Below are 24609 nucleotides of genomic sequence, written 5' to 3' on the forward strand. Positions count from 1 at the left end.
TTCCTGTTTATTGAAAATTCTAATGCATCATGCTCAGATTTGTTAAGCGTTAAATTTTAATCTTGGTTTAGCATCATTGCCATATATAATTCATCAAAATAATGTTCTTCCATAAAAACAGATTCATGCTTAATTCCCTCAATTTTAAAATCTAACTTTTCATAAAAGTTAACTGCTGGTTTATTCGAAGTAATCACCGTTAATTCTAACCTTCTTAATCCTTTGCGTTGTGCCCATTTGATTGTTTCATTAAACATTTGCGTCGCTAAGCCTTGTTGATGTAAGTCATTGATTAAGCCAGTCACAATATATCCAATATGTCTAACTTTAGCTAACATACTGATATGGACAGATAAATAACCTAATATTTGATTATCGTCCGTTTTAACACCTATGTAAAAATTCCTTTTTATATCTTCACTCAGTTTATCTTTATCAAAACTTCTTTCATCAGGCAAATAAAGCATATATTGCGTTTCTTGATCTATCTTTTTCATACAATTATAAAGTGCTTCTGCTTCATTTGGACAGATTCTTTCGATACGCATAAACATCCCCCTTAATGCTATAAATTAACTTTATCATACATTACTTTTTATAATTGCGATATAATTTATCTGATTTTTCTTGTTTCAATTTAACACAACTTTTTTAATTAAAAATAAAAGCATGGAAGTGTGACAGAAATCAAATTTTTTAATAGAGATTTCGTAGTCCCAACTATGCAATCAAGGCAAAGATGACGAGGATAAAGGTTTACTTGAGCTAAAGCTCATGCATAAGTCTCACTAGCATTTTTACGTGGCATACATAGGCTTTTGCAAAAGAACAAGTGAGACTTAATATTTTCAATTCAGTCATCTACTGCCTAAACGAAAAAGAGTCTGAGACAACTATTTATGTCCCAGACTCATGCTTCGTTATATCAACGTGATGGTTGTATACATTTTTTATATATAGTTAATACAAATCTTTCTGTTATACCATGCTTTTATACATCAAAGTCAGTTGATGTTCAAATTGTTGCATATCAATAAATCGACCTTGACGATGCATTTCTTTACCATTAAAGTAAATTAAATCTACAGGCACAGTAAAGATAGATAATTCTCCTGCAATCTCCTCTAATTCACTTTGATTAATCACACCTAATGGAACATCAGGAAACTCATTCACTATACCCGCAATTTGAGGTAATACAGCATGACATACGCTACAATGATCTCTCATGATATGAATGACTACAAGCCTATGCTCTGCAATAAATTCATGAAACGCTTCTATCGATGTTAATGTTTTTGGCATTTTGAAGACCACCTCTACAACATAAATTGAATATCATTATGTACTGTATTGCTTTGGACAATCAATTATTTTGCTCACTGTAATATCATATTTACACTTTTTCACATATTATGATTAGCTTAAAATCGTTTGAAATACTTCCGGCAATCTCGTTACTTTTTTCTTTTGTAAATCAAAAAATGTCCCACTTTGTTTGCCTATACAATGCACTGCATCCTCTGATTCAATTTCAAACTCAAATTCCCAACGTAGTTTACTTGCTTTTACTAAATAACAACGTCCTACGGGTTTATCATGTATGGTAATGGGTGTTTTGTATTCTGCTTCTGTATTCATTAGAATAGGCGATATTTGTTGATTCATCATATCAGAATATGGCATATATTGATTAATAAAGTCAGTTCGTAAATCTTCAAACCATCTTATATATACAATATTACTTACTATGCCCATCGCATCAATATCATATCCATTTACTTCAAAGTTTCTTTCAGCCACTAATTTTCTTTCAGTCATAATCCTATTCGCTCCTCAAACAACCTTTAATTTATCTATCCTCTATATTATAAGTATATAACTAGCAAATTGCATTTGTTTGAGTTTATTGTTAAAAATGCGATTATTCTTTGTAAAAGTTAAATTTACTTTAATAATGAAAGATCTATTTTATGCAACATCGTTTGCAAACGTAAACGTGTCTCTTGAGTATAGCCTTGTAGTCCACCCGTATGTATAAATAGAATGTTGTCTTGATTATCATACGCACCAGATTTTATTTCATGAACTAAACCTCTAAAAGCTTTTCCAGTATATGTTGGATCTAGTATAATGCCTTCTTTTTGTGCAATATCGATATAAAATTGTAATTCTTCGTCAGTTGCTTTACCATATCCCAGTCCAATATAAGCATCGTTTATCGTAATTGTCTCGTATGATTGAATTGTTTCATCTAATTGCTTTATTATCTCTATCACTTTATTTTTGAATGTATGTGCACTTTGGTCTACTGCATAACCTATAATTTGCGTAGTTTCACAGTTAATCATTTGCCCATACCAAAGACCAGCATACGTACCACCAGAACCAACAGCAACATTGATTGAATCAAAATGTACTTTCAGCTCATCCTGTTGCTTTATGATTTCATTATACGCATTAACGTAACCATGTGTTCCTATCCAATCCGAAGCACCCACTGGAATTAAAAATGGAGTTTTCCCTTGTCCTTCAAATGTCTTATATAGCTTATCCATCGCATCTTCCCGAGAACTTGTTGGTTCGATGATATGTATATGCGCACCTAACATTGCATCTAAAAATAGATTCCCTTCATATTCTGCCATCTCTCCTCTTAGAACAAGATGACATGATACATTACACTTAGCACACAAGGCAGCTGTAGCACGTGCGTGATTCGATGTAATTGCTCCGGTTGTTATAATAGTGTCATATCCATGATCTAATACATATTGCATTGTATACTCGAGTTTACGCACCTTATTACCTGATATTTCTGATCCAGTGTAATCATCTCTCTTAATATAAATATTTTTTCCTAATGCATCACTTAACTGATCTAATTTTTGAATTGGTGTATTTAAATTGGCAATATCTAATTTATTATGTAACATTCTTTAATCTCCTTCATACGTGTCAAATCGCTAACGCTTTATTTTCCGGAAAATATTTTTCATGCTTTTCGTTCCGCTTCGATAATATATTTTTACTTAAGTAATCATCTGTAATTATTATGCATTGATTTTAAAAGAAGTAGTTCTACCTGCGCTTAAAAATCTCTTTTCAACAGTACATAGCGATTCATATCTCTAAAGCGTTCACCATTAAACACATCTTCATAATCTGTTGCAACAAATTTAAAGCCCGCTTTTTCTGCTACTTTACAACTCGCTATATTGTTAACATCCGCCATAATAGTTAATTTATTCAGTGATAATGTTTCAAAAGCGTAATGGCATAACTGTTTAACGCATTTTGTAACAATTTGCTTCCCTGTATAGCCTTCTGCTATCCAATATCCAACCTCTGCTTTGTAATTAGCTTGATCAATATGATGTAAATCTATCGTACCAATCATCGTTTCCTCGTAGTAAATCATAAATAACCTAGCCTTATTTTTTGCATGCTGCTGTATCATCATTTTCAAATATGCTTTTTCATCTTCAACGGTTACATCTTCCTTAATAAAATCTAAAAATGGAGATAAATGTGAAAAATTACTTTTAATCAAATCATATAAAGTTTCCGCCATATTTAACTCTGGCGGTATTAGCGAAACATTGGGCATTACATTCATTGCTGGTCTATAATTCATACGTTCACCTGCGATTATTTATTTGTTATCTCTCATGATATTTATATTTTCAGAATATTTCAATACTTTAGACAAAATAAAATAGGAGTAGCTTTGAAATCTATGATGAGATTTCAAAATTCTACTCCTATACTATATGGATAAACTCAAGTGTTTCATCCTAGTTTACAACATTTATTTGTCATCTATCACTTTAATGATTAATTGTTCTGCTGTTACATCTTTGACGTCTTCTACAGATAATTGTCTATCCTCTAAATTAGTAATAATTAATGGCGTAACCGTACTTGGTGCATGGGCTGTTATATAATCTAAATCAATTTGCATCAGTACTTGTCCTTTATGGACTCTATCATCTGTTTCTACAAAACTTTCAAAACCTTCCCCATTCAACTTAACCGTATCTATGCCTATGTGTATTAATAATTCAAGACCTTGATCTGATTCTAATCCAATGGCATGCTTTGTCGGAAAAATGGTTTTCACTGTACCATCGAATGGCGCAACAATTTTACCGTCAGCTGGTATAAACCCAACACCATCGCCCATCATTTTTTGCGCAAAGACTTGGTCTGGCACTTCAGACAACGGTATAACTTGACCATTTCCTGGCGCATAAATGTTTACTTCAGACGCACGTTCGATATGAACTACTTCTTCACTTTCTTCTTCCGTAACTGTCGTCTCTTGAGGTTTTGTAATTTCACCTTTCATAATCAAGGACATGTCGTGTTTAATTTGATCTGATTTAGGACCAAAAATGGCTTGCATATTGTTTCCTACTTCAAGCACACCTGATGCGCCTAATGCTTTCAATCCTGCTACATCAACTTTACCTTTTTCTTTTACTTCCACACGTAATCTTGTAATACATGCATCTAAATGCTTAATATTTTCTTCTCCACCCATTGCTTTCAATACATTAAATGGAAGTTCGCTTGCTGATGAATTTGTAAATTGTGCTTGTTTATCTTCGCGTCCCGGTGTTTTATACTTGAATTTTAAAATTAAGAATCGGAAGACAAAGTAATAAATAAAGGCGTACACAACACCTACAGGAATCACTAACCACCATTGTGTCTTGTTTGGTAATACACCTAGTAAGACGTAGTCTATAAATCCTCCTGAGAAGGTATATCCCAAATGTACATTTAATAAATATAAAATTAAGAATGATAAACCATCCAATATTGCATGCACAAAGAATAATACTGGCGCTACAAATAAAAATGAAAATTCTAATGGTTCTGTAATCCCTGTTAAGAAAGAAGTTAATGCAGCTGATCCCATTAAGCCAGCTACGACTTTTTTATTTTCAGGTTTTGCTGTATGATAAATGGCTAAAGCTGCTGCAGGGAGACCAAACATCATCACTGGAAATTCACCTTGCATAAATTTACCTGCAGTTAATTTACTACCTTCACGTATTTGTTCAATGAAGATACGTTGATCCCCATGAATCATTTCTCCAGCTGCATTTTTCCATGCACCAAATTCAAACCAGAATGGTGCGTGGAAGATATGATGTAACCCAAATGGTATCAATAATCGTTTAATAAATCCAAAGAGAAATACGGCTAATCCAGTATTCGAGTCAAGTAAACCTTCACTAAATGCATTTAAGCCTGTTTGAATACTCGGCCATATCCATGCCATTGGAAACGCTAATATGAATGATGTTGTTGCCATCATAATAGGTACAAAACGTTTACCTGCAAAGAAACCTAAGTAAGACGGTAACGAAATATTATAGAATTTGTTATAACACCAGGCTGCTAGTGCACCAATAATAATACCGCCAAATACACCTGTTTGTAATGTTGGAATACCTAACACACTTGCGTAGCCACTCGCTGCATCATTTACATTATCAGGAGATACATGTAAAAATGCACCCATTGTTTTGTTCATTACAAGATAACCTACAAATGCTGCAATAGCTGCAACTCCATCACCACTTGCTAACCCAATTGCGACACCCATCGCAAAAATCATAGGTAAATTATCAAATATAATACCTCCGGCACCGGTCATCATTTCTGCGACACTTTGAATCCCCCCATTTTGAATAAATGGTAAGTAGTGTTGTAACGATTCACCTTGCATCGCAGTACCAATTGCTAATAATAGCCCGGCAGCAGGTAAAATAGCGACTGGTAACATTAATGCTTTACCAATACGCTGTAGCTGTCCAAATAGCTTTTTAAACATATAAAAACATCCCTTCAAAAATTTAAAATTTTATCAAAACCACCAAAAAGCGCACAAAAAAAGACATGAACAAACAGACTATCTCAGATAGTCATTATGTTTGCTCATGCCTGCCTAACCAGTAACACGCAATTTGACGATTATTTTTTTATATTATACAACGCTTTCATTAAAGATACAATAACTAATTGCAAATTTATTTTATTTTTTTGATCTCAATCTAAATACCCTTGTGATTAGTAACCTACAATTAATGCAATCGACATACCAATACAACAGATAAGTACCCAAGTTAAAATAATCTTCCAAGCAAACTTCAACCATTGTGTATACGTGATTTTACCGACTGCTAAAGCGCCCATTAAAATAGCCGACGTAGGAAATAATACATTACTTATTGCATCACCATATTGAAATGCTAATACAGTGATTTGACGATTAATATCTAATAAATCCGATATCGGTACCATAAGCGGCATGGTCGTCAACGCTTGTCCCGATCCAGATGGAATAAAGAAATTTAACATGAATTGTAAAATGAACATTGCGATGATGACTAATGCTGATGGAACACCATTTAATAATGTCGTCATACCATAGACAATACTGTCTATGACTTGTCCGTTTTCCAAAATAACAATAATCCCCTTAGCAAATCCTACAATCATTGCCCCAAACAAAATATCTTTCATGCCATCAATCATTGCATCAAATGTACCATTTAAACCAAGTCCACCAATAAATCCAGCAAGTAAACCTGCCAATATAAAATTCGCACTCATTTCATTGAATGACCAACCATATGAAAAAATACCGTATACATTTAAGATAATTGCTAGAACGATTAAGCCTAAACCACTTGCTTGTCTTTTGGTAAAACGAGCTATATGCATGGACGTAACCGTATGTCCTTCAGATTGTTCTAATTCATAAACGTAACTTTTTGTTTTATCATGCTTAACTTTACGCGCATATAACATCACTGTAGTGATAGCGGCAATTAAAATGAAAATATAGATGATGGAACGTAGACCCCATCCTGAAAACATCGGTAATTCTGCTACTGTTTGAGCAACACCTACAGTAAACGGATTTAACATACCACCCATAAAACCACTCGCTGCGCCTAATATAACCATAGCAGCACCAGTAAGCGCATCATAACCTAAAGTACGTGCAATGATGATCCCAATAGGTACAAAAATAATTGTTTCTTCTGCTAAACCAATTGAAAAACCTAAGATTGAAAAAATCGTCATCGTCAATGGAATCATCAGCACTTTATATTTTCCTAATGATTGCATTGCTTTATTTACTCCATTTTCAAATGCGCCCGTTTTATGTACAATGCCAAACGCGCCACCTACAAGAAAGATATAAAATACAATTTCGCCACCACTCATCAATCCTTCTGGAATTGCACGAAAAATATCGAAAAATGAAACACCGTGCTGTTGTACTTGTTCATACGAACCAGGAACGACAAGCGTCTGCCCATCTTTTTTCTCCCTGGCATATTCTCCAGCAGGAATTAAATATGTTAATATGCTAGAAATAATGATGATCATGAGTAACAGTGCATATGTATGTGGTGTTTTTATACGTAAATGCCTAAAGCTATGTTTCCCCATATTTTAACTTCCTCTCCCAACTATAAGTACGCTTTAAAATGTTCATTTATTTAAAATTTGTATAAGTCTTATTTTTATATTATGCCATTTACATATATAATTATCAGAATATTGCGCTTACTCTATTATCCCATAGTCCTAATTTTAATCAATGCTAAAGCGACAAAAAACGAAAACAAAATACAAATAGCAGGCCGAGATATTATTAAACATCTTGGCCTGCTATTCTAATAGAAAATCAATAACTAAATTATTAAATTATAGCAACCTAGTTATCCATTTTTAAATATTATTTTAGTCAAATAAACACGTTGCTACGTTCCGTTTTAACTATTAGAAGAAACGTTTAACGGCAGTTGACATTGGAGGGATTTCATCTAAATCTAGTTTTTTATCTTCTGTAATAGATCTGTATGCCCATTTACCATAATTAATTGCTTCATCTTTAACAATTTTACCAGGTAATGGTGCAGCATTTGGATCAACATAAACATTTACAATTGTTGGTTTATCTTGAGACATTGCTTCTTCCACTACTTCGTCAATTCTATTTGGATCTTTCAATGTATAACCAACACCGCCACAGCTTTCAGCAAATTTTGCTAAATCCATATCTGTGAAATTAATTGCATATTCTAATTCGCCCGCTGCTTGTTGTTCATATTTAATGAATGATAATTCTTGGTTATTTAATACAAAAATTGTCATTGGTAAATCATATTGAACGGCAGTTGCAAAATCTTGCATAACCATTTCGAAAGCACCGTCACCAGCAATACCGACAACTTGGCGATTTGGGTAAGCGCGTTTTGCTGCAATAGCACCAGGTAATGCACAACCCATTGTACCTAACCAACTTGAAACGATAAATTTGTTATTTACAGTTAAGTTTAAATAACGCGTAGACCAAACAGTTGAAGTACCAACATCAATAGAGAAGATGGCATCATCTGTTCTAACTTGATTGATAGCATCCATGAGACGTTCTGGGCGGATAGGCGAACTGCTGTCTGCCATATCTTTTGCCATCCATGAATCCCAAGTCGCTTTTCTTTCAAGTGTTTTATTTAAGAAATCACGATTTTTAACGTGTTTTGCTGAATCAGTTAGTTGTTGTAACGCTAATTTACTATCACCAATGATACCAGCATTTACATCGAAACGGTGTCCAATATTTTCAAGATTTGTATCGACTTGAATTGCTTTAATATTTTTCTTAGGTAAATAATCTACATAAGGGTAGTTCGTACCTACCATAATCAATAAGTCTGCATCTTGAATTGTTTGATAAGATACTTTCGTACCAATCTTACCTAAATTACCTAAGTTATAAGGGTGGTCATCTGCAAGAATCCCTTTCGCAGGTAACGTAACAATTGTTGGGATTTTAAATGCTTCGATAAATTCACGTACTTCATCTTTAGCGTGTTTCGCACCTGTACCAAGTAACATCACTGGACGTTTACTTTTATTTATTAATTTAGTTGCTTTTTTAACACTACGAGGTTTTGGCGCAACTCTTGCTGGAGGTGCAGTATCTACACCTTTGCTTGTAGTATCTTTAACTTTATTATTTAATAAGTTGTTTGGAAGAATTAACACCGCAACACCTTTTTTCTCATAAGCTGTGCGAATCGCTTCATTCACGATACCAAATACGTCTTTATCATTTTCAGAAATTTGATGTTTATATACAGCAACATCATCAACCATGTTACTAATATCAGTTTCTTGGAAAGCTTTTGTACCTAAAGCAGTACTATCTGTTTGTCCTGCTAAAATAAGTTGCGGTACGTTATCCATTTTGGCGTCATACATACCATTAAGTAAATGTACAACACCTGGACCACCAATACTTAATGCGACACCAATTTTACCTGTTAGTTTAGTGTAACTTGCAGCAGCTAAACTTCCGACTTCTTCATGACGCACATGTACAAACTCAATATTATCTCTTTCCGTTCTTAAACTATCAACTACTGCATCTATTGAGTCACCTGGAATACCATAAATATGATCAATATCCCATGCTTGTAATGCTTTTACTAATGCTTCATTTGCTTTAATCTTGCCCATTATTAAAAACTCCCTTCATTTTTAAATCGACTTCAATCGAATTTTTAAAGCTAATTTTAAGATAGATGTGGAACAGTAAGCTGATTTTCTAATATCTTTTTTAAATAAAGGAGTAGTTCTTTAAAATATTTACATTAATTTCATTTAACTCCAGCTCACTGATACCAAATCATTACTTAAATGTACAAATTGATTATAACGCATACCTATTTAGTATAAAAATAGTATGAGTATAGGTAAAACAATTGAACTTAGAACTGCTGTTAAAATCATACCAATTGAACTATAAGCACCAGTTTCTGAATCAATATCAAGTGCTTGAGCAGTACCAAAGGCATGTGATGCGTTACCATAAGTCATTCCTTTAGCAATTGAAGATCTAAATCTTCCTAATCTTAATAAATAAGCGCCTAAAATGCTACCAATCAAACCTGTCGTTATAATAAACATAACCGTAATTGTATCAATGCCACCTAGTTGATGTGACACTTCAATACCTACTGCAGCCGTTATTGATCTTGGTAACATCGTTACAATAGTTTCTTTAGAATAGCCAAATAATTTTAATATACTAAATACAAATACAAAATTTAACATGACCGCCATCAATACACTACTAAAAATAACACGCGCATACTTTAAAATTTTATGACGGTTTTGATAAAGTGGGAAAGCTAAACAAACCACCGTACAATTCAATAAATAATTAATCCATTTTCCACCGAGCATGTAAGTCTTGTAATCTACTCTAAATAATAATAGAACAATAATAATACCAATAGATGCTATAAGTGCAGGATTCAAAAATGGAGTTTGAAATTTTTGTTGTAGCTTTTTCGCGCCAATATACATTGCTATTGTTAAAATAATCATTATTATCGCTTCTAAAATCAACATCTAATTAACTCCATTCCCGTCTTGTTTATTTTTAACCATTTTTTCAGCTATAAAGCCTGAAATTAAAGCTACGCAACATGTACCAAGAAGAATCATTGAGAAGAATAAAATGAAATTCAAATTAATCATTGGTACAACATCCATGATTCCTACTACTGAAGGTACAAAGAAAAATACCATTGTCGTTAGGAAAAAATTTGACCCTTCATTTACCCATTTTGCTGGAATTACTTTAAATTGTAATAATAAGAAAAATAATAATAATCCTACGATACTGCCTGCAATGGGTATATGCATATAACGTTGAATTACATTACCTAAATAAGTAATCCCCATAATCACTAATACTTGAATCAACACTGTTATTATCTTTTTAAATTGTTGCAATAGCATCATTCCTTAATTGCATTTTTTTCTACTTGCTTTCCTGATTACAATTACTAGTATAGAATGATTATTCTTATAATAAAAATATTGAATTTTTATATGACCTATTATGATTATGAATGAAAGCGGTTTGATTAATCATTTCAGATAATAAATCCTCTTATTCTAATGAATTACGCATAAAAACCGAAAAGAAATCTTATTTAATGTAAGATTTCTTCTCGGCTTTTATTAAGTGTATATATGTTTATCTTTATAATCTTTCTTTCATAAAATCAATCCACTGTTTCGTTGCATGACTTAGGTACTTATCTTTTTTCCAAATCACACCTAATTCCCAACGCATACCTGGATCTTCTAATGTTTTGTTACTAAAACTACTATCTAATAAATGTACAATATTTTCGGGTAATATGCTGACTCCTAAATGGGCGTTCAATAAGTTTTCGATAAAATTCCACTGTGAAATTTTAGAAATCGTATTAGGAATAAAGCCGGCATTTTTCGCCGCTTCAATAATTTTGTCGTTCAAATAAAAATCTTCATTAAATAAAATGAAGTCTTCATCTTTTAACATACTCATATCAACATGCGCTTCATTCGCTAAATGATGTTCTTTATTTAATACTAATTTTAAATCTTCTTGATATAACGTCACAGAATGAAAAATGGACTGATCAACCGGTAATGTTGTGATGCCTATATCGATTTCATCATTAATTAATTGTGTTTCTATCATTTTCCCGCCATTTTCGACAAGACTATAGGTAACATTAGGATATTTTTGATGAAATTCACCTAAAATATTAATAAATTGGTTCATGTTCATCACTGCAGACAAACCTATACTGATATGCCCGGTTTCCAATCCTAAAAGGCTATTGATTTCTTTCGGCACATCATTATATAACGTTAAGATTTCCTTACATTTTTTATAAAAAATCGAACCCGCATCGGTTAAGACAAGTTGTCGCTTACTGCGATCAAACAATGTCATATCTAATTCTTGTTCTAAATCTTTAATCGCTTTACTTATTGTCGGTTGAGCGATAAATAAATGTTTTGAAGCATTCGTCATACCTTTTTGGTCAACAACTTCAACAAAATATTTCATATGTTTAATGTCCATGTATTCACTCCTTTGCATATATTTATTTAATATTATTCAGTATACGTTGAAATTTCAATAATTCAATAATATCGTAGGACTGAAACCAAATTTACTATTAGGCTTACATCTCACTTTAGACATTTCAACTAAAAAATGAATACAGAACATATATTCAATACATTTCATAAACTATCATAACACGTACAAAATAAAATTATTTTCTTTTATTTATTAAATTCGTTTCAGTTTTAAGCATTATTCGCATCATTTGTTTGTGTTAATTTATTTGGTTGATTAGTTATTTCATTATCTTGATTGCTAAGTTTAACAATTTTAAATCCAATATAACCAAATATTATTGAGATGATAGGGACTGTATAATTTAATATCGCATAGGGAGCATATTCTATTACTGAAACACCTAAGGTAGATGCAATAAATACGCCGCATGTATTCCAAGGTACAAATACAGAACTTAATGTACCGCCATCTTCCAGTGCTCTCGAAAGGTTTTTAGGATGCAATTCCTTCTCCTTAAAGGCATTAATATACATGCGAGAAGGTACGATGATTGATATGTATTGCTCTGAACAAGTAATATTTGTGCCGATACATGATACGATGACCGATGCTATTAATGTACCTGTAGACTTTGCAATTTTAAGTATCTGAGTGATTAAAGCCTTTAGCATACCTGAGTACTCTAATACGCCACCAAACGTCATCGCTACTAATGTTAAAGAAATTGTGTAGAACATAGATTCTAATCCACCACGGTTGAATAATTCATCTACAAGTTTATTACCTGAATCAATCGTATACCCTGTTTGTAGCGCGGTTAATGCTTCTGTAATCGTACCACCTTGTACAAAGATTTGTGCAAAAAATCCAAGAACAATCCCCATACAGATGGCTGGAATCTCCGGTACTTTTAATACAACTAGAGCTATGACGATTAAAGGAATTAATAATAACCATGGCGTAATTAAAAAGTGATTTTGCATGGTGTCTAGAATGGCATTAATGTTTTTTGTATCAAAGTTTTTCGTCCCAAAACGGTGACCAATAATAAAGAATGCAACCAGTGAAATGATTAAAGCTGGAATCGTTGTATAGAACATATGTTTAATGTGCTCAAATAAATCAACGCCTGTTAAGCCAGAAGCCAAGTTCGTGGTATCAGAAAGCGGGCTCATTTTATCACCAAAATATGCACCACAAATGACCGCACCAGCAACCATACCAGCTGAAATCCCCATACTGATTCCAATGCCCATTGATGCTACTCTCACCGTTGCCATCGTTGACCAACTACTGCCAATCGCTAATGCAACAATACCGCACAAAATAACAACTACAACCAAGAAATATCTTGGATCTATCAATTGCAACCCATAATAAATCATAGTCGCAACCACACCACTACCAATCCATGAGCCGATTACTAAACCAACTAATATAATGATGACAATCGCTGGTAAAGCATGTCTTATGCCCTTATACATCATTTCTTCTACTTCACTGAATTCATAACCATGTATTAAGGTAACTAAAATAGCCACTGCTGTACCAATTAATAAATGATAGTTGGACAATTAATGATATTGATTTGTGATATTGACTTTTAAATATGCACTTATTCAGATGTCATATTACAATTGTGTGGCATATATTTCTTCCTTGTTAAAGTTATTTGTAATAATTGTTTATATTATTGTACTTTTTACTTCTCAACCTTATTATAAAAATATAATTTTAAAAATGACTGGAGATATGTATGAATATTAAAAAGAAATTAGTAAATGTATTTATTGCAACTACGCTATTAATGACAGGGACAGTCACTTTTCAAGCGATTAATGAATCACAAACTACAAATGCTGCTGTTAACTATTACTATAAAAACCAATGTACTTGGTATGTATTTAAAAAACGTGCGAGTGTCGGTAAAGTTGTACCAAATGGTTGGGGTAATGCAAAGTACTGGTACAGTAAAGCTAAAAAAGCCGGATATCGTGTAGGAAAAAAACCAGCAAAACGTGCTGTCATGCAATCTACTAGTGGCACATACGGTCATGTAGCATATGTAGAAACCGTTTATAATAATGGTAGTATTAAAGTCTCTGAATATAATTACAATCGACCTTTAGCCTATGGAACAAGAGTGTTAAGCAAATCCTCTGCAGCGAAGTACAATTACATTTATTAGTTTCTATTTAGACTAAATAGATGCAAATCATAATTGCCATAGAAATCTTTCTAGATTAGCCAGCGTTTTATATAACTGTTACAAACACGCCATAGATGACGTCTTGCTGTTTAATTCAAGCCAAAACGCATACCTAAAAAAGTGGTGGCTCAATGTTTTCAGTCATCTGCTGCCAAATAAGAATAAGCGTCCGAGACATCTATTCATGTCTCGGACGCTTATTTTATATATTAATGAAATTGATAACTTTGATGACCTTTAGCAAATGCTTTAACAGTGTATATCCATGATCCCCCATCATTTTCGATGTCATTTGCACAAATGATGAGTTGGTCTGTACCTGGTATAAACGCTGGATGTGTCGATCTTAACATGTGACCTTGATCGCGCCCTGGCATTAATATCTGACCAATAGGCGAACCTTTTTTATTAAAAACGAGAACTTTTCCTTGACCATACATGGCAACATACAAATTATCATCGCTATCAATACAGCACGAGTCTGGACCCTCATGACCTGTAAAATAATATGGAATGGAAGCACCAAATGGCGCAATTGTCACCCCATCCTCTAATAAATCGATACGGTGTAAACGATTGGCATTCGTTTCTGTTACCCACAATGTTTTTTCATCTGTGCTTAAAGCTACACCGTTAGCAACTGCAAGATTTTGTATGACTGGTGTAATTGATTTAAAATCTGGCGATACATAATAAACGCCACCTTTGAGATTAGTAGAATAACCACGGAAATCAGTAAAATAAAACCCACCTTTACTATCAAAGACAAGATCATCAATACAGTATTCAGTTCCAATATCTGAAACGATATCTTGCGCATCATTACCGTCAGCATCTACCATGAAGATTCCTCCAGTGCTCTCAAAATCCCCTAAATAGCAGACAAATAGTCTGCCATCTTTATGAATTTTGACGGCTGCTGGGTTTTGTTTATGCGATTTAAATAGTTCAGTGACTTTTTTATCTGGTAAATTCACATGAAAAATCGTACCACCAAACACTTCACAAAGTAATAAGTTACCTTGTCTATCAAAGCATAATCCTTCTAACTGTAATCCTTGTTTAGATATTTCTAGCCAAGGCTCGGCAGTGACTGTAGGTAATTGTTGCTCATGTGCAGGTATTGGTGCGACACTATTTTCTCCATCTTTATAAGCTAGTACTGGCAATTCATTTGAATCCATAAAGCTCCACCCCTTTTTTAATTACTCATCTTCTTAATTATATGCAAAGCCTTTCATAAAATAAAATAATTTCATTTCCTGAATCGTGCGTATATATCTAACGCTTATAATAAAAACCCCTTTTAATGAGAAATTAAAAAGGGTTAAATAATTAATAAATGACTCTATTATAATCATTCGTATTGTACTTATTGTTTTTGTAATCTTAATTCGTCTAATAATTGTTGGGCAACAGCTGTATTCGCTCTTGGTTGTGTTTTTAACATATCCGCAATTTGTGCTATTTCCTCACCTTGCGCACCAACAACGATTGCTAAAGATTTATATTGTAAGCTCATATGTCCTTGTTGAATACCCTCAGATACAAGCGCACGACAAGCTGCAAAGTTTTGTGCTAAACCAACTGCCGCAACAACATGACCAAGTTCTTGCGCAGAATCTACTTTCATTAAATCCAGAGATGCTTTTGCAATAGGTAACACTTTCGTGCCTCCACCTACCGTTGCAAGTGTCATTGGTACTTCAATTGTTCCCACTAAAGTTTGTCTTTCTTCATCATATTTCCATGTTGCTAAACCACGATATTGACCATCTTTACTTGCATAAGCATGCGCTGTAGCTTCTGCACCTCTAGTATCATTGCCTGTTGCGAGTACAACTGCATGTATGCCATTCATGACACCTTTATTATGTGTAGCTGCACGATGGATATCAACTTGAGCTAATACAGAAGCCCGTTCCATTCGCTTAGCAACTGCTTCGCCATCTCGATCACCTTTAGATAACGCATCAACTGTAATTTCACCTTGTACCTTTACTACAGAAGCTGTGGCATGATTCGACAAGATACTCATTAATATATCAACGTCTTTTAATTCATTTTTAAGATACGCTGTTATACCTTCTAATATGGTATTTAACATATTCGCACCCATTGCATCTTTGGTATCTACGGATACTTTTAATGATAATAACCCTTCATTTGGAAAAGTATCAATATCTATTTTACGATAGCCGCCACCTCTTTCTATAATAGAAGGATACACTTCATCCGCAATTTGTTTAATTTGCGTTTCGAGATTATATATCTGTTGTGATAGTATCTCAGTATCGGATACTCCATCAAAAACGATTTGACCAATCATTAGACGTTCACTAGAAATAACTTTAAATCCACCTGTCTGATTGACAAGTTTTGCACCGTAACTTGCCGCTGCTACTACAGATGGTTCTTCAACCATCATCGGTACCACGTAAGATTTATCATCTACTATAATTTCTGGCAATAAACCGACAGGTAATGTTCCTTGTCCAATGACATTTTCAATTAAACTATTCGCAATTTCTTCAGGGATTAAAGGATTATTTAACAAAGTATTTTTATTTTCTTCATTTAACCAACCTTTTTGAACTAACGTGTTTAACTTGTCTTCTCTTGATAAATGACGAAATGATTTGTCTAATGCTTCCATTATTAAACCTCTCTTTCTATAGCAATAGCGATACCTAAACCGCCACCAATACAAGCAGTAGCAATGCCTGTTTGTTTATCTTCTTGTGTTAAAATATTTACAAGTGTTGTAACTAAACGTGTACCACTTGCACCTATAGGGTGTCCCAAGGCAATCGCTCCACCATATAAATTGAGTTGTTCTTCAGCTATACCTAGATTTTTACTTACTGGTATACTCTGCGCCGCAAAAGCTTCTGTCATTTCAACCACATCAAAGTCTTCTATCGCTTTATCAGCTTGGTTTAATAATTTTGTAACTGCATGATATGGTGCATAACCCATTAACTCTGGATCACAGCCTATTTCTGCATGTGCTCCAACAAATGCTAATATTTCAAAACCATTTTCTTTGGCATAAACTTCATCCATCAAGATAATTGTTGATGCCCCATCATTAATGCTTGAAGCATTGCCACCTGTCACAGTACCGTCTTCTTTAAAGATTGTTTTTAGTGTACTTAATTTTTCAACACTACTATTGCCACGAATACCTTCATCTGTGGTCATCCAGTCTCCGTTTACATCTTCTAAAGGTACAATTTCATTTTCAAATTTCTTAGCTTGTGTGGCTTGATGTGCTTTCAGTTGTGATTCATTAGCAAACGCATCTTGCGCTTCACGTGTCACATCATATTTTTCAGCAATTTTTTCCGCTGTAATACCCATAGGTACATTCATAAAGGCATCAGTAAGACCATCATGCATAAAGCTATCAACAGGTGTTTCACTGTCATTTAAAATGAGTTGAGGCGCATTCGTCATACTTTCAACACCGCCAACTGCTACGACTTTGGCTTCACCTAATTGTATTAATTGTTTTCCTAAAATAATGGATTTCAATCCTGAACCACAGACTTCATTTATTGTCATAGCTGGTGTTGTATTAGGCACGCCAGCATTAATAGCGATTTGACGTGCTGGATTTTGTCCATTGCCAGCTTGTAGTACATTACCATATATGACTTGCTCAATATTTTGTGAATCTAAATTTATAGCTTTTATAGCAGCTTCCAATGTTTTAGTGCCAAGTTCTACTGCTGAATAATGACTTAACTTTCCTTTAAATCTCCCTATCGGTGTACGCTTAGCACTTACAATTGCGATTTTATTCATGTTCATTCTCCTTTATATCTCTTTTTCAAATCATTGTATTTTATTGTCACGATTTGGTATGATACAATTGCTTATTTATATATAGAAAGGTGTCGATACGCTTTATGACAGTTGGTATTGATCAAATTAATTTTTATGTTCCAAGATTTTATGTAGACATGGCTAAGCTTGCCGAATCCCGTCAAGTAGACCCAAACAAATATTTATTAGGTATTGGCCAAACTGAAATGTCAGTAAGTCCAATGAGCCAAGACATCGTTTCAATGGGTGCAAATGCTGCCAAAGCGATTGTTACAGATGAAGATAAAAAACAAATTAGTATGGTTATTGTTGCAACTGAATCTGCCATTGATTCAGCTAAAGCATCTGCAGTACAAATACATAACTTGCTAGGCATTCAACCATTTGCTCGTTGTATTGAAATGAAAGAAGCTTGCTATGCAGCTACACCTGCCATTCAATTAGCTAAAGATTATTTAGCACAACGTCCAGATGAAAAAGTGCTTGTTATCGCTAGTGATACAGCGCGTTATGGTTTACATTCTGGCGGCGAACCAACACAAGGTGCTGGTGCAGTAGCTATGATGATTTCACAAAATCCACGCATTCTTGAACTAAATGACGATGCCGTTGCATTTACAGAAGATGTCTATGATTTTTGGCGTCCAAGCGGACAAGCTTATCCACTTGTAGATGGTGCTTTATCTAAAGATGCTTATATTCGTTCATTCCAAGAAAGTTGGCAAGAATATGCACGTCGCCACAACAAATCATTAGCTGATTTTAAATCTTTATGTTTCCATGTACCATTTACTAAAATGGGCAAAAAAGCACTTGATTCTATTTTAACAGATGACATTGATGCTGAAACAAAAGAACGTTTAACTTCAGGTTACGATGCAGCCACTTATTATAATCGTTATGTAGGTAATATTTATACTGGCTCACTTTACTTGAGTTTGATTTCTTTACTTGAAACACATGATTTATCTGCAAACGATACGATTGGCCTATTTAGTTATGGTTCAGGATCTGTTGGCGAATTCTTCAGTGGTAAAATCGTAGAAGGCTACCAAGATGTACTTGATATTCAAGGACATAAAGATTTATTAAATAACCGCGAAGAAATTTCAGTCGAAACTTATGAATCATTCTTTAACCGTTTCGACAATTTAGAATTTGATCATGAAACTGAGTTAGAAAATGAAAAAAATACTATCTTCTACCTTGAAAGTATTAATGATCATATCCGTAATTATAATACCTTAAATTAGATTTTAAATCACTAAATCTTATCACCTACGAACGACATCCTTTAAATTGTCTTATTTATTGTATACATTTTAATCAAATGTCCGTTGTTCGTTATAAATTCAAGTTCAAAATTATTAATTAATAATGAGCGCTTTCATACTCCAGTTTCACTGATGTAATGAAAAGCGCTTTTTATATTCAATAAAAAAATCCACCTCAAAAATTGTTTAAATTCTTTGAGGCGGATATAGGTTTAACCGTAATAACAACAAATGTTATTCGTATCTTTTTCTATTTTCTTCTTCAATCAATTTTGTATATGTTTCACTTCGTTTTTCATTTATTTTTAATGTTAATCCCAAGGCTTTTCTCTCACTATTAGCATCCTTATACAAAGAAACCATCATTAGAAAAACAACAACACTAAATGGAAGTGCTGAAATAATGGCAGCTGATTGTAAAGCGCTTAGTCCAGTATCTCCACCTGCTAACAATAATACATAGGCAATAGCTGCTAAAGCCAAACCCCAAACAATTTTTATAAAACCTGAAGGATTTAATGTTCCATATGCAGTTTGCATTCCCAGTACATATGTCGCAGAGTCGGCAGAGGTAATAAAGAAAGAAGCTATCAACGCTAATGCTACAATTGATAATATAAATCCAAATGGCAATTCATTAAAGATGCCAAACAGTTGCGTTTCTGGTGGCATTTTTAAAATGCTTGAATGCGATTGGCCCACTGTAATACCTGTAGCACCAAAAGCACTAAACCAAATAATACTTATAACAACTGGAACACCCAAGACTGCAATGATGAATTCTCTAATACTTCTCCCTTTGGAGATTCTAGCAATGAACGTACCAACAAACGGACTCCAGCTCATCCACCAACCCCAATAATAAATAGTCCAAGATTGAAGCCACTCACTTTTCTGTTCGTTCAGCGGCGCTACGTCTAAACTATTAAATACAAGTGAGTTTAAATAATCACCTGTACCACTCGTCATCATGTTGAGGATAAGTAATGTTGGACCAACGACAAATATGACAATTAACAATATCGCTGCTAGAACCATATTCAAATTACTTAAGTACTGTATGCCTTTACTTAATCCACTCCATGCGCTGTATAAAAACAATACGGTAACGATTGCAATAATAATACCTTGTACAACTGAATTACTTGGTACACCAAATAAATAATGCAAGCCACCATTAATTTGAATCGCACCGACACCTAAAGAAACAGCAACACCAATCACTGTTGCAAATACAGCGAGTATATCAACGATGTTACCAATTGGCCCATCTACTTTATCATCTAATATAGGTCTCAATGTTCTTGAAATAAGACCATTTTCACCTTTACGAAACTGAGAATAAGCAAGACCTAAGGCAACAATACCGTATACTGCCCATGGATGAAATCCATAGTCAATAAATGACGACTTAAAAGCTTCAGCCATAGCCGCTTTTGTTTCTGGATCTGCTGTTGGCGGTGCCATATAGTGGGATATTGGCTCAGAAGCACCGTAAAATACTAAACCGATACCCATACCAGCACTAAATAGCATAGCAAGCCAAGAAACTGTTTTAAATTCTGGTTTATCTTTTGGTTTTCCTAACTTTAACTTTCCTATTGGACTGAATAATAAGAAAATACAAAATCCTAATATAGCAGTATAAAGTAGCATATAGTACCAACCAAACGTCTCAGAGACCCATGTTGATATATTGCCACTAACTGTTCCGAATTGTTGTGGAAAAATTGCACCCACAATCACTAGCAAGCCAATTACTGCTGTAGAATATAAAAATACACTTGAAAATCCCTTTTTTTCCTTTAACAGAACACTCACCATCCCTAAATAATTAAATAAAGACGGTTATCACGATATCATACTGAGCTAATTAATCAACTCTATTTAGAAAAACTTTACAATCAGTAAATAGAAAGTGCAAAGCTCAATACATGTGGGTGTTCCTTAGACTGCATCAAGGTTTCGTACTGTGCTTGGGTCTATAAAATACATTCATGTCTAGACCCTCTAATTTTAACAATTCTATTTTGGTATCTATGCCACCACCATAACCAGTCAAGCTTCCATCTTTTCCTACAACTCTGTGACAAGGAATGATAATAGAAATCGGATTACTACCAACTGCACCACCAACAGCTTGAGATGACATCTTAGCTTCACCTCTTTTCTCAGCAATTTTTTGAGCAATTTCTCCATAGGTCCATGTTTCACCCTGTGGTATTTCCAAAAGTATTTGCCATACTTGTTCCCTAAATGATGTTCCAGTTGCTTTTAAAGGAAAATCTATTTTAGGATTATTTCCTGAGAAATACGCATCCAACCAACGTTTTGCTTTATCAAAAATTGGCAAATCAGCTGTCATTAATTCATCTTTATACTGTGTTTCAAAGTCTTTATGATTAGGTAACCATAAACCCGTTATATTTTCCCCATCTGAAGTGAGTGCGATTTGACCAATTGGCGATTGATAATTACTTTTATAATGCATGGTATCCCCTCTTTTCCTTACTCATTTATTGGTTATAATCTTAATGCTTTCATCATTTCGTGTAAACTCGTAAGATGATATATTAAAATATTTTCATTACTTACTAAAGGAGGACTGTACATGTCTAAATTCAAACAATCATCTAAACACTTAAATTTAAGTTTCCATCAAATCCAAGCATCTGACCGCATAACAGCCATTTACAAAGCACTTTACCAATTCAATGATGTCGTACTCGGCTTAGTTTTTCTAATTGGTAGTATTCTATTTTTTAATAGTTCAACTGTAACAAATGGTACGATATTATTTGTTATTGGTAGTATTCAAATGACTATAAGACCATTAATTGCCTTCGTACATGATTTACATCTTGCTTTTAAACGAAAGCAATAATGAATCTTGTTAAAGGATTTCCTAAGTTAAAACACAATTCCAAGATAAACCTGGCCAAACCATCTAATTATGCAGCGACCAGTTTTTTTATTTTTATTATCCTTCTGTCACTTGCCCCTTTTCGCCTTGTCTCACTTTTCGCGTTGGAATAACCAGTGCACTTGCACATACGCCGCCTATAACCAAACATGTTCCAACTACAAACCCAATACTAGCAGCTGTATCAACTGTTTGTCCGCTTTGTGAAACTCCAGTAAATATGGACGTCATAATCGCTATACCAAAGGCTCCACCAAGCGTTGAGCTCATTTTAAAAATACCAGATGCTACCCCAACTTTTTCTGCAGGAGTTGTTGAAACTGCGGTGCTTAAAGCCGGTCTAGCAAACAAGCCAGTACCTCCACCAAAGAAAACCGCAGCAATTAATGCGACTACTACATAAATTGAAGTATTAAAGAAAGTTAAACTAAATAACAATATACCTGTCGCTGTAAAAATAGGTCCAACAACCATTGAGCGTTTTGCACCAAAGCGCTTGATACTTTTTTCTCCTAATCGAACTACAAGTAACAATGTAATTAAATAGGGTAGCGTTAACAAACCAGCTTGAAAAGCACTGAATTTCAAGCCACCTTGTGCATATATATTAAATAAAGCAATAACGCCTACACCAGTATTCAACAAAAAGTTAGCAATGACTGCACCAATAAAAGGTTTGTTTTTAAATAACTCCAAATCAATAAACGGTGATTGCTTTGCTTTTTCTACTTTATAAAAAATAAAAATACAGATAATAAATACGGCACTCAATATTAGCGTTGCTGAACTTAACCATCCTAATTTATATCCTTGTGTAATTACAAACTGATACTAGCAATCATAATTACAAAGATAGTTAGACCAATATAATCAAAATGGTTAGATTGTGCTTTGACTTGTTTGCTTTCTGGCAGGTTTTTTACCAACAGCAATGCAACCAAGGACAAAAGTATAGAGAGTACAAAGATGGATTGCCACGATATAAACGTAGCCATTGCACCTGCAAAGAATGATGATAGGCCGGTCCCTCCAAATGCACCTATAGACCAAAAACTTAATGCTTTTTGTCTATCATCCCCTTCAAAGAAATCATTAACGATAGAAATGGTTGCTGGCATAATAATCGCTGCTGAAAAACCTTGTACAATTCTTCCCAAGAGCAACAAAGTGACATTACCAGAAATAATAAGCATCAATGATCCAATAATACTCAAAATTAGAGCAATACGCGTCATCTTAACCTTCCCAATTCTATCTGAAATGTTACCTGCTACAACCATAAAGACGCCAGTAACAAATGATGTCAAACTTACTGAAATGTTAACAATATCTGGACTTGCTCCAAAAGTTGCCTGTATCTTAGGTCCAATATTTAAAAAAGATTGTGCAAATAGTCAATAAGTTAAAATAGATAAGACAATTCCTACCAATAACTTATTGTCTGAAATTTTAGTAGTACCTTCTGTCATAAAAAAACATCCCCTATGTTTAAACTAATACGAAAATTCAGCTTAATATTTTTAAAATCATATATCCAACTCACTGCCCAAAACGTTATTTTACACATTATGGCTAAGAGCGGTATCGGTATATTTAAAAATGATTTACACTTTGAATTTTAGCATTTTTTAACATAAAAAGGATGAATTCACTTATTTTTTGCGAATTTTCTGACAATAATCGTATTTCTTTTATCTGTCGCTACTTAAAATAATTTATTGATTGCTCTATTAAAATATTTCTTAAAATAATATTGGCGGTGCAGCCCTTTTCTATTTGTATCAAAATAAAATACGGATGTCTCTGATACTAGCAGTTCATTCAAAATATCTACTGCTGCCTCTGTTTGTGGCACCATATATTGGTTTAAGTGATTACTTTGTTTCCCTTCAAGTTGGCCGACATACCAGTAAATATGATGTGTTGAATTAATAATCGGTTGGGATTTCATAAACTTAACAAAGTCAGGGTACCAAACTGAAGGTGAAATTAATATATAATGCCCAAACGTATCTGCGTGTTTAAACAACGCATATAGCGATACGAGCCCACCAAATGAGGCACCTGCAATACCGATGTCTTTTCTATCCTGAGAAATACGGAAACATTTTCTTAAATACGGTATTACCGCATCAGCCACCCAAGTGATATACGCATCCGCTTGACCACCATATTCAATATCACCAACAACACTTTTCCAGGGTGTATAATCTTTTTTTCGATTATTAGGCACGATACCAACAAATATAACGTCTTTTTTTACATCTTTAAATAAGTAGTCTCCATCTTGAACTATAACTAAAGGATAAGACTTACCGTTTGTCTTAAAATAATTCTTCGGTAATTTAATTTTTATTTCTTGGTGATGAAAAGATAGACTGAGTTCTCTTATACTCATAAC

21 protein-coding genes and 1 pseudogene are annotated in these 24609 nt (G+C 33.8%); 3 read left to right on the forward strand and 19 right to left on the reverse strand.

The annotated features are described in order from the left end of the window. Positions 1 to 56: 56 nt before the first annotated feature. The 12 genes from L987_RS10850 to nhaC form a co-directional block, all read right to left on the reverse strand. Entirely contained in the window at positions 57 to 548 is a 492-nt protein-coding gene (locus L987_RS10850; protein ID WP_047504616.1) for a GNAT family N-acetyltransferase, read from the reverse strand. Positions 549 to 978: 430 nt separating this feature from the next. Continuing rightward, positions 979 to 1305 (reverse strand): thioredoxin family protein, encoded by a 327-nt coding sequence (locus L987_RS10855; RefSeq protein WP_011302318.1) that lies wholly within the window; start codon positions 1303 to 1305, stop codon positions 979 to 981. 114 nt (positions 1306 to 1419) lie between these two features. After that, on the reverse strand, positions 1420 to 1824 hold the full coding sequence (locus L987_RS10860; protein WP_172439370.1) for an acyl-CoA thioesterase: 405 nt from the start codon (positions 1822 to 1824) through the stop codon (positions 1420 to 1422). A gap of 122 nt (positions 1825 to 1946) precedes the next feature. After that, positions 1947 to 2936: a D-cysteine desulfhydrase family protein gene (locus tag L987_RS10865; RefSeq protein ID WP_047504619.1), complete on the reverse strand. Its 990-nt coding sequence runs from the start codon at positions 2934 to 2936 to the stop codon at positions 1947 to 1949. Between the two features lie 155 nt (positions 2937 to 3091). Further along, on the reverse strand, positions 3092 to 3637 hold the full coding sequence (locus L987_RS10870) for a GNAT family N-acetyltransferase (RefSeq protein ID WP_011302316.1): 546 nt from the start codon (positions 3635 to 3637) through the stop codon (positions 3092 to 3094). Positions 3638 to 3811: 174 nt separating this feature from the next. Then, a complete protein-coding gene (ptsG, locus tag L987_RS10875; RefSeq protein ID WP_047504622.1) occupies positions 3812 to 5848 on the reverse strand; it encodes a glucose-specific PTS transporter subunit IIBC in 2037 nt (678 codons plus the stop codon). 236 nt (positions 5849 to 6084) lie between these two features. Beyond that, complete coding sequence (locus L987_RS10880) at positions 6085 to 7479, reverse strand: YfcC family protein (RefSeq protein ID WP_011302313.1); 1395 nt, start codon at positions 7477 to 7479, stop codon at positions 6085 to 6087. Positions 7480 to 7812: 333 nt separating this feature from the next. After that, on the reverse strand, positions 7813 to 9555 hold the full coding sequence (locus L987_RS10885; protein WP_011302312.1) for a pyruvate oxidase: 1743 nt from the start codon (positions 9553 to 9555) through the stop codon (positions 7813 to 7815). 210 nt (positions 9556 to 9765) lie between these two features. Further along, positions 9766 to 10452 carry an LrgB family protein gene (locus tag L987_RS10890; protein WP_011302311.1) on the reverse strand — a complete coding sequence of 229 codons (687 nt, stop codon included), beginning with the start codon at positions 10450 to 10452 and terminating at the stop codon, positions 9766 to 9768. Continuing rightward, positions 10453 to 10848: a CidA/LrgA family protein gene (locus tag L987_RS10895; protein ID WP_011302310.1), complete on the reverse strand. Its 396-nt coding sequence runs from the start codon at positions 10846 to 10848 to the stop codon at positions 10453 to 10455. 244 nt (positions 10849 to 11092) lie between these two features. Beyond that, on the reverse strand, positions 11093 to 11968 hold the full coding sequence (gene cidR, locus L987_RS10900; protein WP_002482286.1) for a cidABC operon transcriptional activator CidR: 876 nt from the start codon (positions 11966 to 11968) through the stop codon (positions 11093 to 11095). 230 nt (positions 11969 to 12198) lie between these two features. Further along, positions 12199 to 13545: a Na+/H+ antiporter NhaC gene (nhaC, locus tag L987_RS10905; protein WP_047504626.1), complete on the reverse strand. Its 1347-nt coding sequence runs from the start codon at positions 13543 to 13545 to the stop codon at positions 12199 to 12201. Between the two features lie 182 nt (positions 13546 to 13727). Here nhaC and L987_RS10910 point away from each other — a divergent pair, with 182 nt between their 5' ends. Then, a complete protein-coding gene (locus L987_RS10910; protein WP_047504628.1) occupies positions 13728 to 14159 on the forward strand; it encodes a CHAP domain-containing protein in 432 nt (143 codons plus the stop codon). 230 nt (positions 14160 to 14389) lie between these two features. Here L987_RS10910 and L987_RS10915 read toward each other — a convergent pair whose 3' ends face one another. From L987_RS10915 to L987_RS10925, 3 genes are all read right to left on the reverse strand, one after another. Beyond that, positions 14390 to 15364: an SMP-30/gluconolactonase/LRE family protein gene (locus L987_RS10915; protein WP_041079362.1), complete on the reverse strand. Its 975-nt coding sequence runs from the start codon at positions 15362 to 15364 to the stop codon at positions 14390 to 14392. 188 nt (positions 15365 to 15552) lie between these two features. Then, on the reverse strand, positions 15553 to 16836 hold the full coding sequence (locus L987_RS10920; protein WP_011302305.1) for a hydroxymethylglutaryl-CoA reductase, degradative: 1284 nt from the start codon (positions 16834 to 16836) through the stop codon (positions 15553 to 15555). A 2-nt stretch (positions 16837 to 16838) separates the two neighbouring features. Beyond that, complete coding sequence (locus L987_RS10925) at positions 16839 to 17990, reverse strand: thiolase family protein (RefSeq protein ID WP_002482281.1); 1152 nt, start codon at positions 17988 to 17990, stop codon at positions 16839 to 16841. 104 nt (positions 17991 to 18094) lie between these two features. Here L987_RS10925 and L987_RS10930 point away from each other — a divergent pair, with 104 nt between their 5' ends. Beyond that, entirely contained in the window at positions 18095 to 19264 is a 1170-nt protein-coding gene (locus L987_RS10930; RefSeq protein WP_047504632.1) for a hydroxymethylglutaryl-CoA synthase, read from the forward strand. A gap of 255 nt (positions 19265 to 19519) precedes the next feature. On the opposite strand, the gene L987_RS10935 is transcribed toward L987_RS10930, so the two are convergent. Both L987_RS10935 and L987_RS10940 read right to left on the reverse strand, forming a co-directional pair. Beyond that, positions 19520 to 21109: a BCCT family transporter gene (locus tag L987_RS10935; protein ID WP_172439360.1), complete on the reverse strand. Its 1590-nt coding sequence runs from the start codon at positions 21107 to 21109 to the stop codon at positions 19520 to 19522. A 133-nt stretch (positions 21110 to 21242) separates the two neighbouring features. Next, a complete protein-coding gene (locus L987_RS10940; RefSeq protein WP_011302302.1) occupies positions 21243 to 21776 on the reverse strand; it encodes a methylated-DNA--[protein]-cysteine S-methyltransferase in 534 nt (177 codons plus the stop codon). Between the two features lie 120 nt (positions 21777 to 21896). On the opposite strand from L987_RS10940, the gene L987_RS10945 reads away from it, so the two are divergent. Further along, entirely contained in the window at positions 21897 to 22169 is a 273-nt protein-coding gene (locus L987_RS10945) for a YrhK family protein (RefSeq protein WP_002482277.1), read from the forward strand. 96 nt (positions 22170 to 22265) lie between these two features. Here L987_RS10945 and L987_RS13780 read toward each other — a convergent pair. Beyond that, a pseudogene (locus L987_RS13780) lies at positions 22266 to 23677 on the reverse strand (MFS transporter). 236 nt (positions 23678 to 23913) lie between these two features. Further along, the gene (locus L987_RS10955) at positions 23914 to 24606 is read right to left on the reverse strand and encodes an alpha/beta hydrolase (RefSeq protein ID WP_011302299.1); all 693 of its coding nucleotides are present in this window, start codon (positions 24604 to 24606) and stop codon (positions 23914 to 23916) included. Positions 24607 to 24609 lie beyond the last annotated feature (3 nt).

It is taken from the genome of Staphylococcus sp. ZWU0021 (genome assembly GCF_000798895.1).
GTDB classification, from domain to species: Bacteria; Bacillota; Bacilli; order Staphylococcales; family Staphylococcaceae; genus Staphylococcus; species Staphylococcus saprophyticus.

What these genes read in the sequence shown, in the direction of transcription:
- L987_RS10865 (WP_047504619.1), bottom strand. Translation starts at nt 2,936, where the DNA reads ATGTTACATAATAAATTAGATATTGCCAATTTAAATACACCAATTCAA.
- L987_RS10890 (WP_011302311.1), bottom strand. Translation starts at nt 10,452, where the DNA reads ATGTTGATTTTAGAAGCGATAATAATGATTATTTTAACAATAGCAATG.
- L987_RS10850 (WP_047504616.1), bottom strand. Translation starts at nt 548, where the DNA reads ATGCGTATCGAAAGAATCTGTCCAAATGAAGCAGAAGCACTTTATAAT.
- L987_RS10880 (WP_011302313.1), bottom strand. Translation starts at nt 7,479, where the DNA reads ATGGGGAAACATAGCTTTAGGCATTTACGTATAAAAACACCACATACA.
- L987_RS10930 (WP_047504632.1), top strand. Translation starts at nt 18,095, where the DNA reads ATGACAGTTGGTATTGATCAAATTAATTTTTATGTTCCAAGATTTTAT.
- L987_RS10855 (WP_011302318.1), bottom strand. Translation starts at nt 1,305, where the DNA reads ATGCCAAAAACATTAACATCGATAGAAGCGTTTCATGAATTTATTGCA.
- L987_RS10935 (WP_172439360.1), bottom strand. Translation starts at nt 21,109, where the DNA reads ATGGTGAGTGTTCTGTTAAAGGAAAAAAAGGGATTTTCAAGTGTATTT.
- L987_RS10955 (WP_011302299.1), bottom strand. Translation starts at nt 24,606, where the DNA reads ATGAGTATAAGAGAACTCAGTCTATCTTTTCATCACCAAGAAATAAAA.
- L987_RS10920 (WP_011302305.1), bottom strand. Translation starts at nt 16,836, where the DNA reads ATGGAAGCATTAGACAAATCATTTCGTCATTTATCAAGAGAAGACAAG.
- L987_RS10945 (WP_002482277.1), top strand. Translation starts at nt 21,897, where the DNA reads ATGTCTAAATTCAAACAATCATCTAAACACTTAAATTTAAGTTTCCAT.
- L987_RS10915 (WP_041079362.1), bottom strand. Translation starts at nt 15,364, where the DNA reads ATGGATTCAAATGAATTGCCAGTACTAGCTTATAAAGATGGAGAAAAT.
- L987_RS10870 (WP_011302316.1), bottom strand. Translation starts at nt 3,637, where the DNA reads ATGAATTATAGACCAGCAATGAATGTAATGCCCAATGTTTCGCTAATA.
- L987_RS10885 (WP_011302312.1), bottom strand. Translation starts at nt 9,555, where the DNA reads ATGGGCAAGATTAAAGCAAATGAAGCATTAGTAAAAGCATTACAAGCA.
- L987_RS10940 (WP_011302302.1), bottom strand. Translation starts at nt 21,776, where the DNA reads ATGCATTATAAAAGTAATTATCAATCGCCAATTGGTCAAATCGCACTC.
- cidR (WP_002482286.1), bottom strand. Translation starts at nt 11,968, where the DNA reads ATGGACATTAAACATATGAAATATTTTGTTGAAGTTGTTGACCAAAAA.
- L987_RS10910 (WP_047504628.1), top strand. Translation starts at nt 13,728, where the DNA reads ATGAATATTAAAAAGAAATTAGTAAATGTATTTATTGCAACTACGCTA.
- L987_RS10925 (WP_002482281.1), bottom strand. Translation starts at nt 17,990, where the DNA reads ATGAATAAAATCGCAATTGTAAGTGCTAAGCGTACACCGATAGGGAGA.
- L987_RS10895 (WP_011302310.1), bottom strand. Translation starts at nt 10,848, where the DNA reads ATGATGCTATTGCAACAATTTAAAAAGATAATAACAGTGTTGATTCAA.
- ptsG (WP_047504622.1), bottom strand. Translation starts at nt 5,848, where the DNA reads ATGTTTAAAAAGCTATTTGGACAGCTACAGCGTATTGGTAAAGCATTA.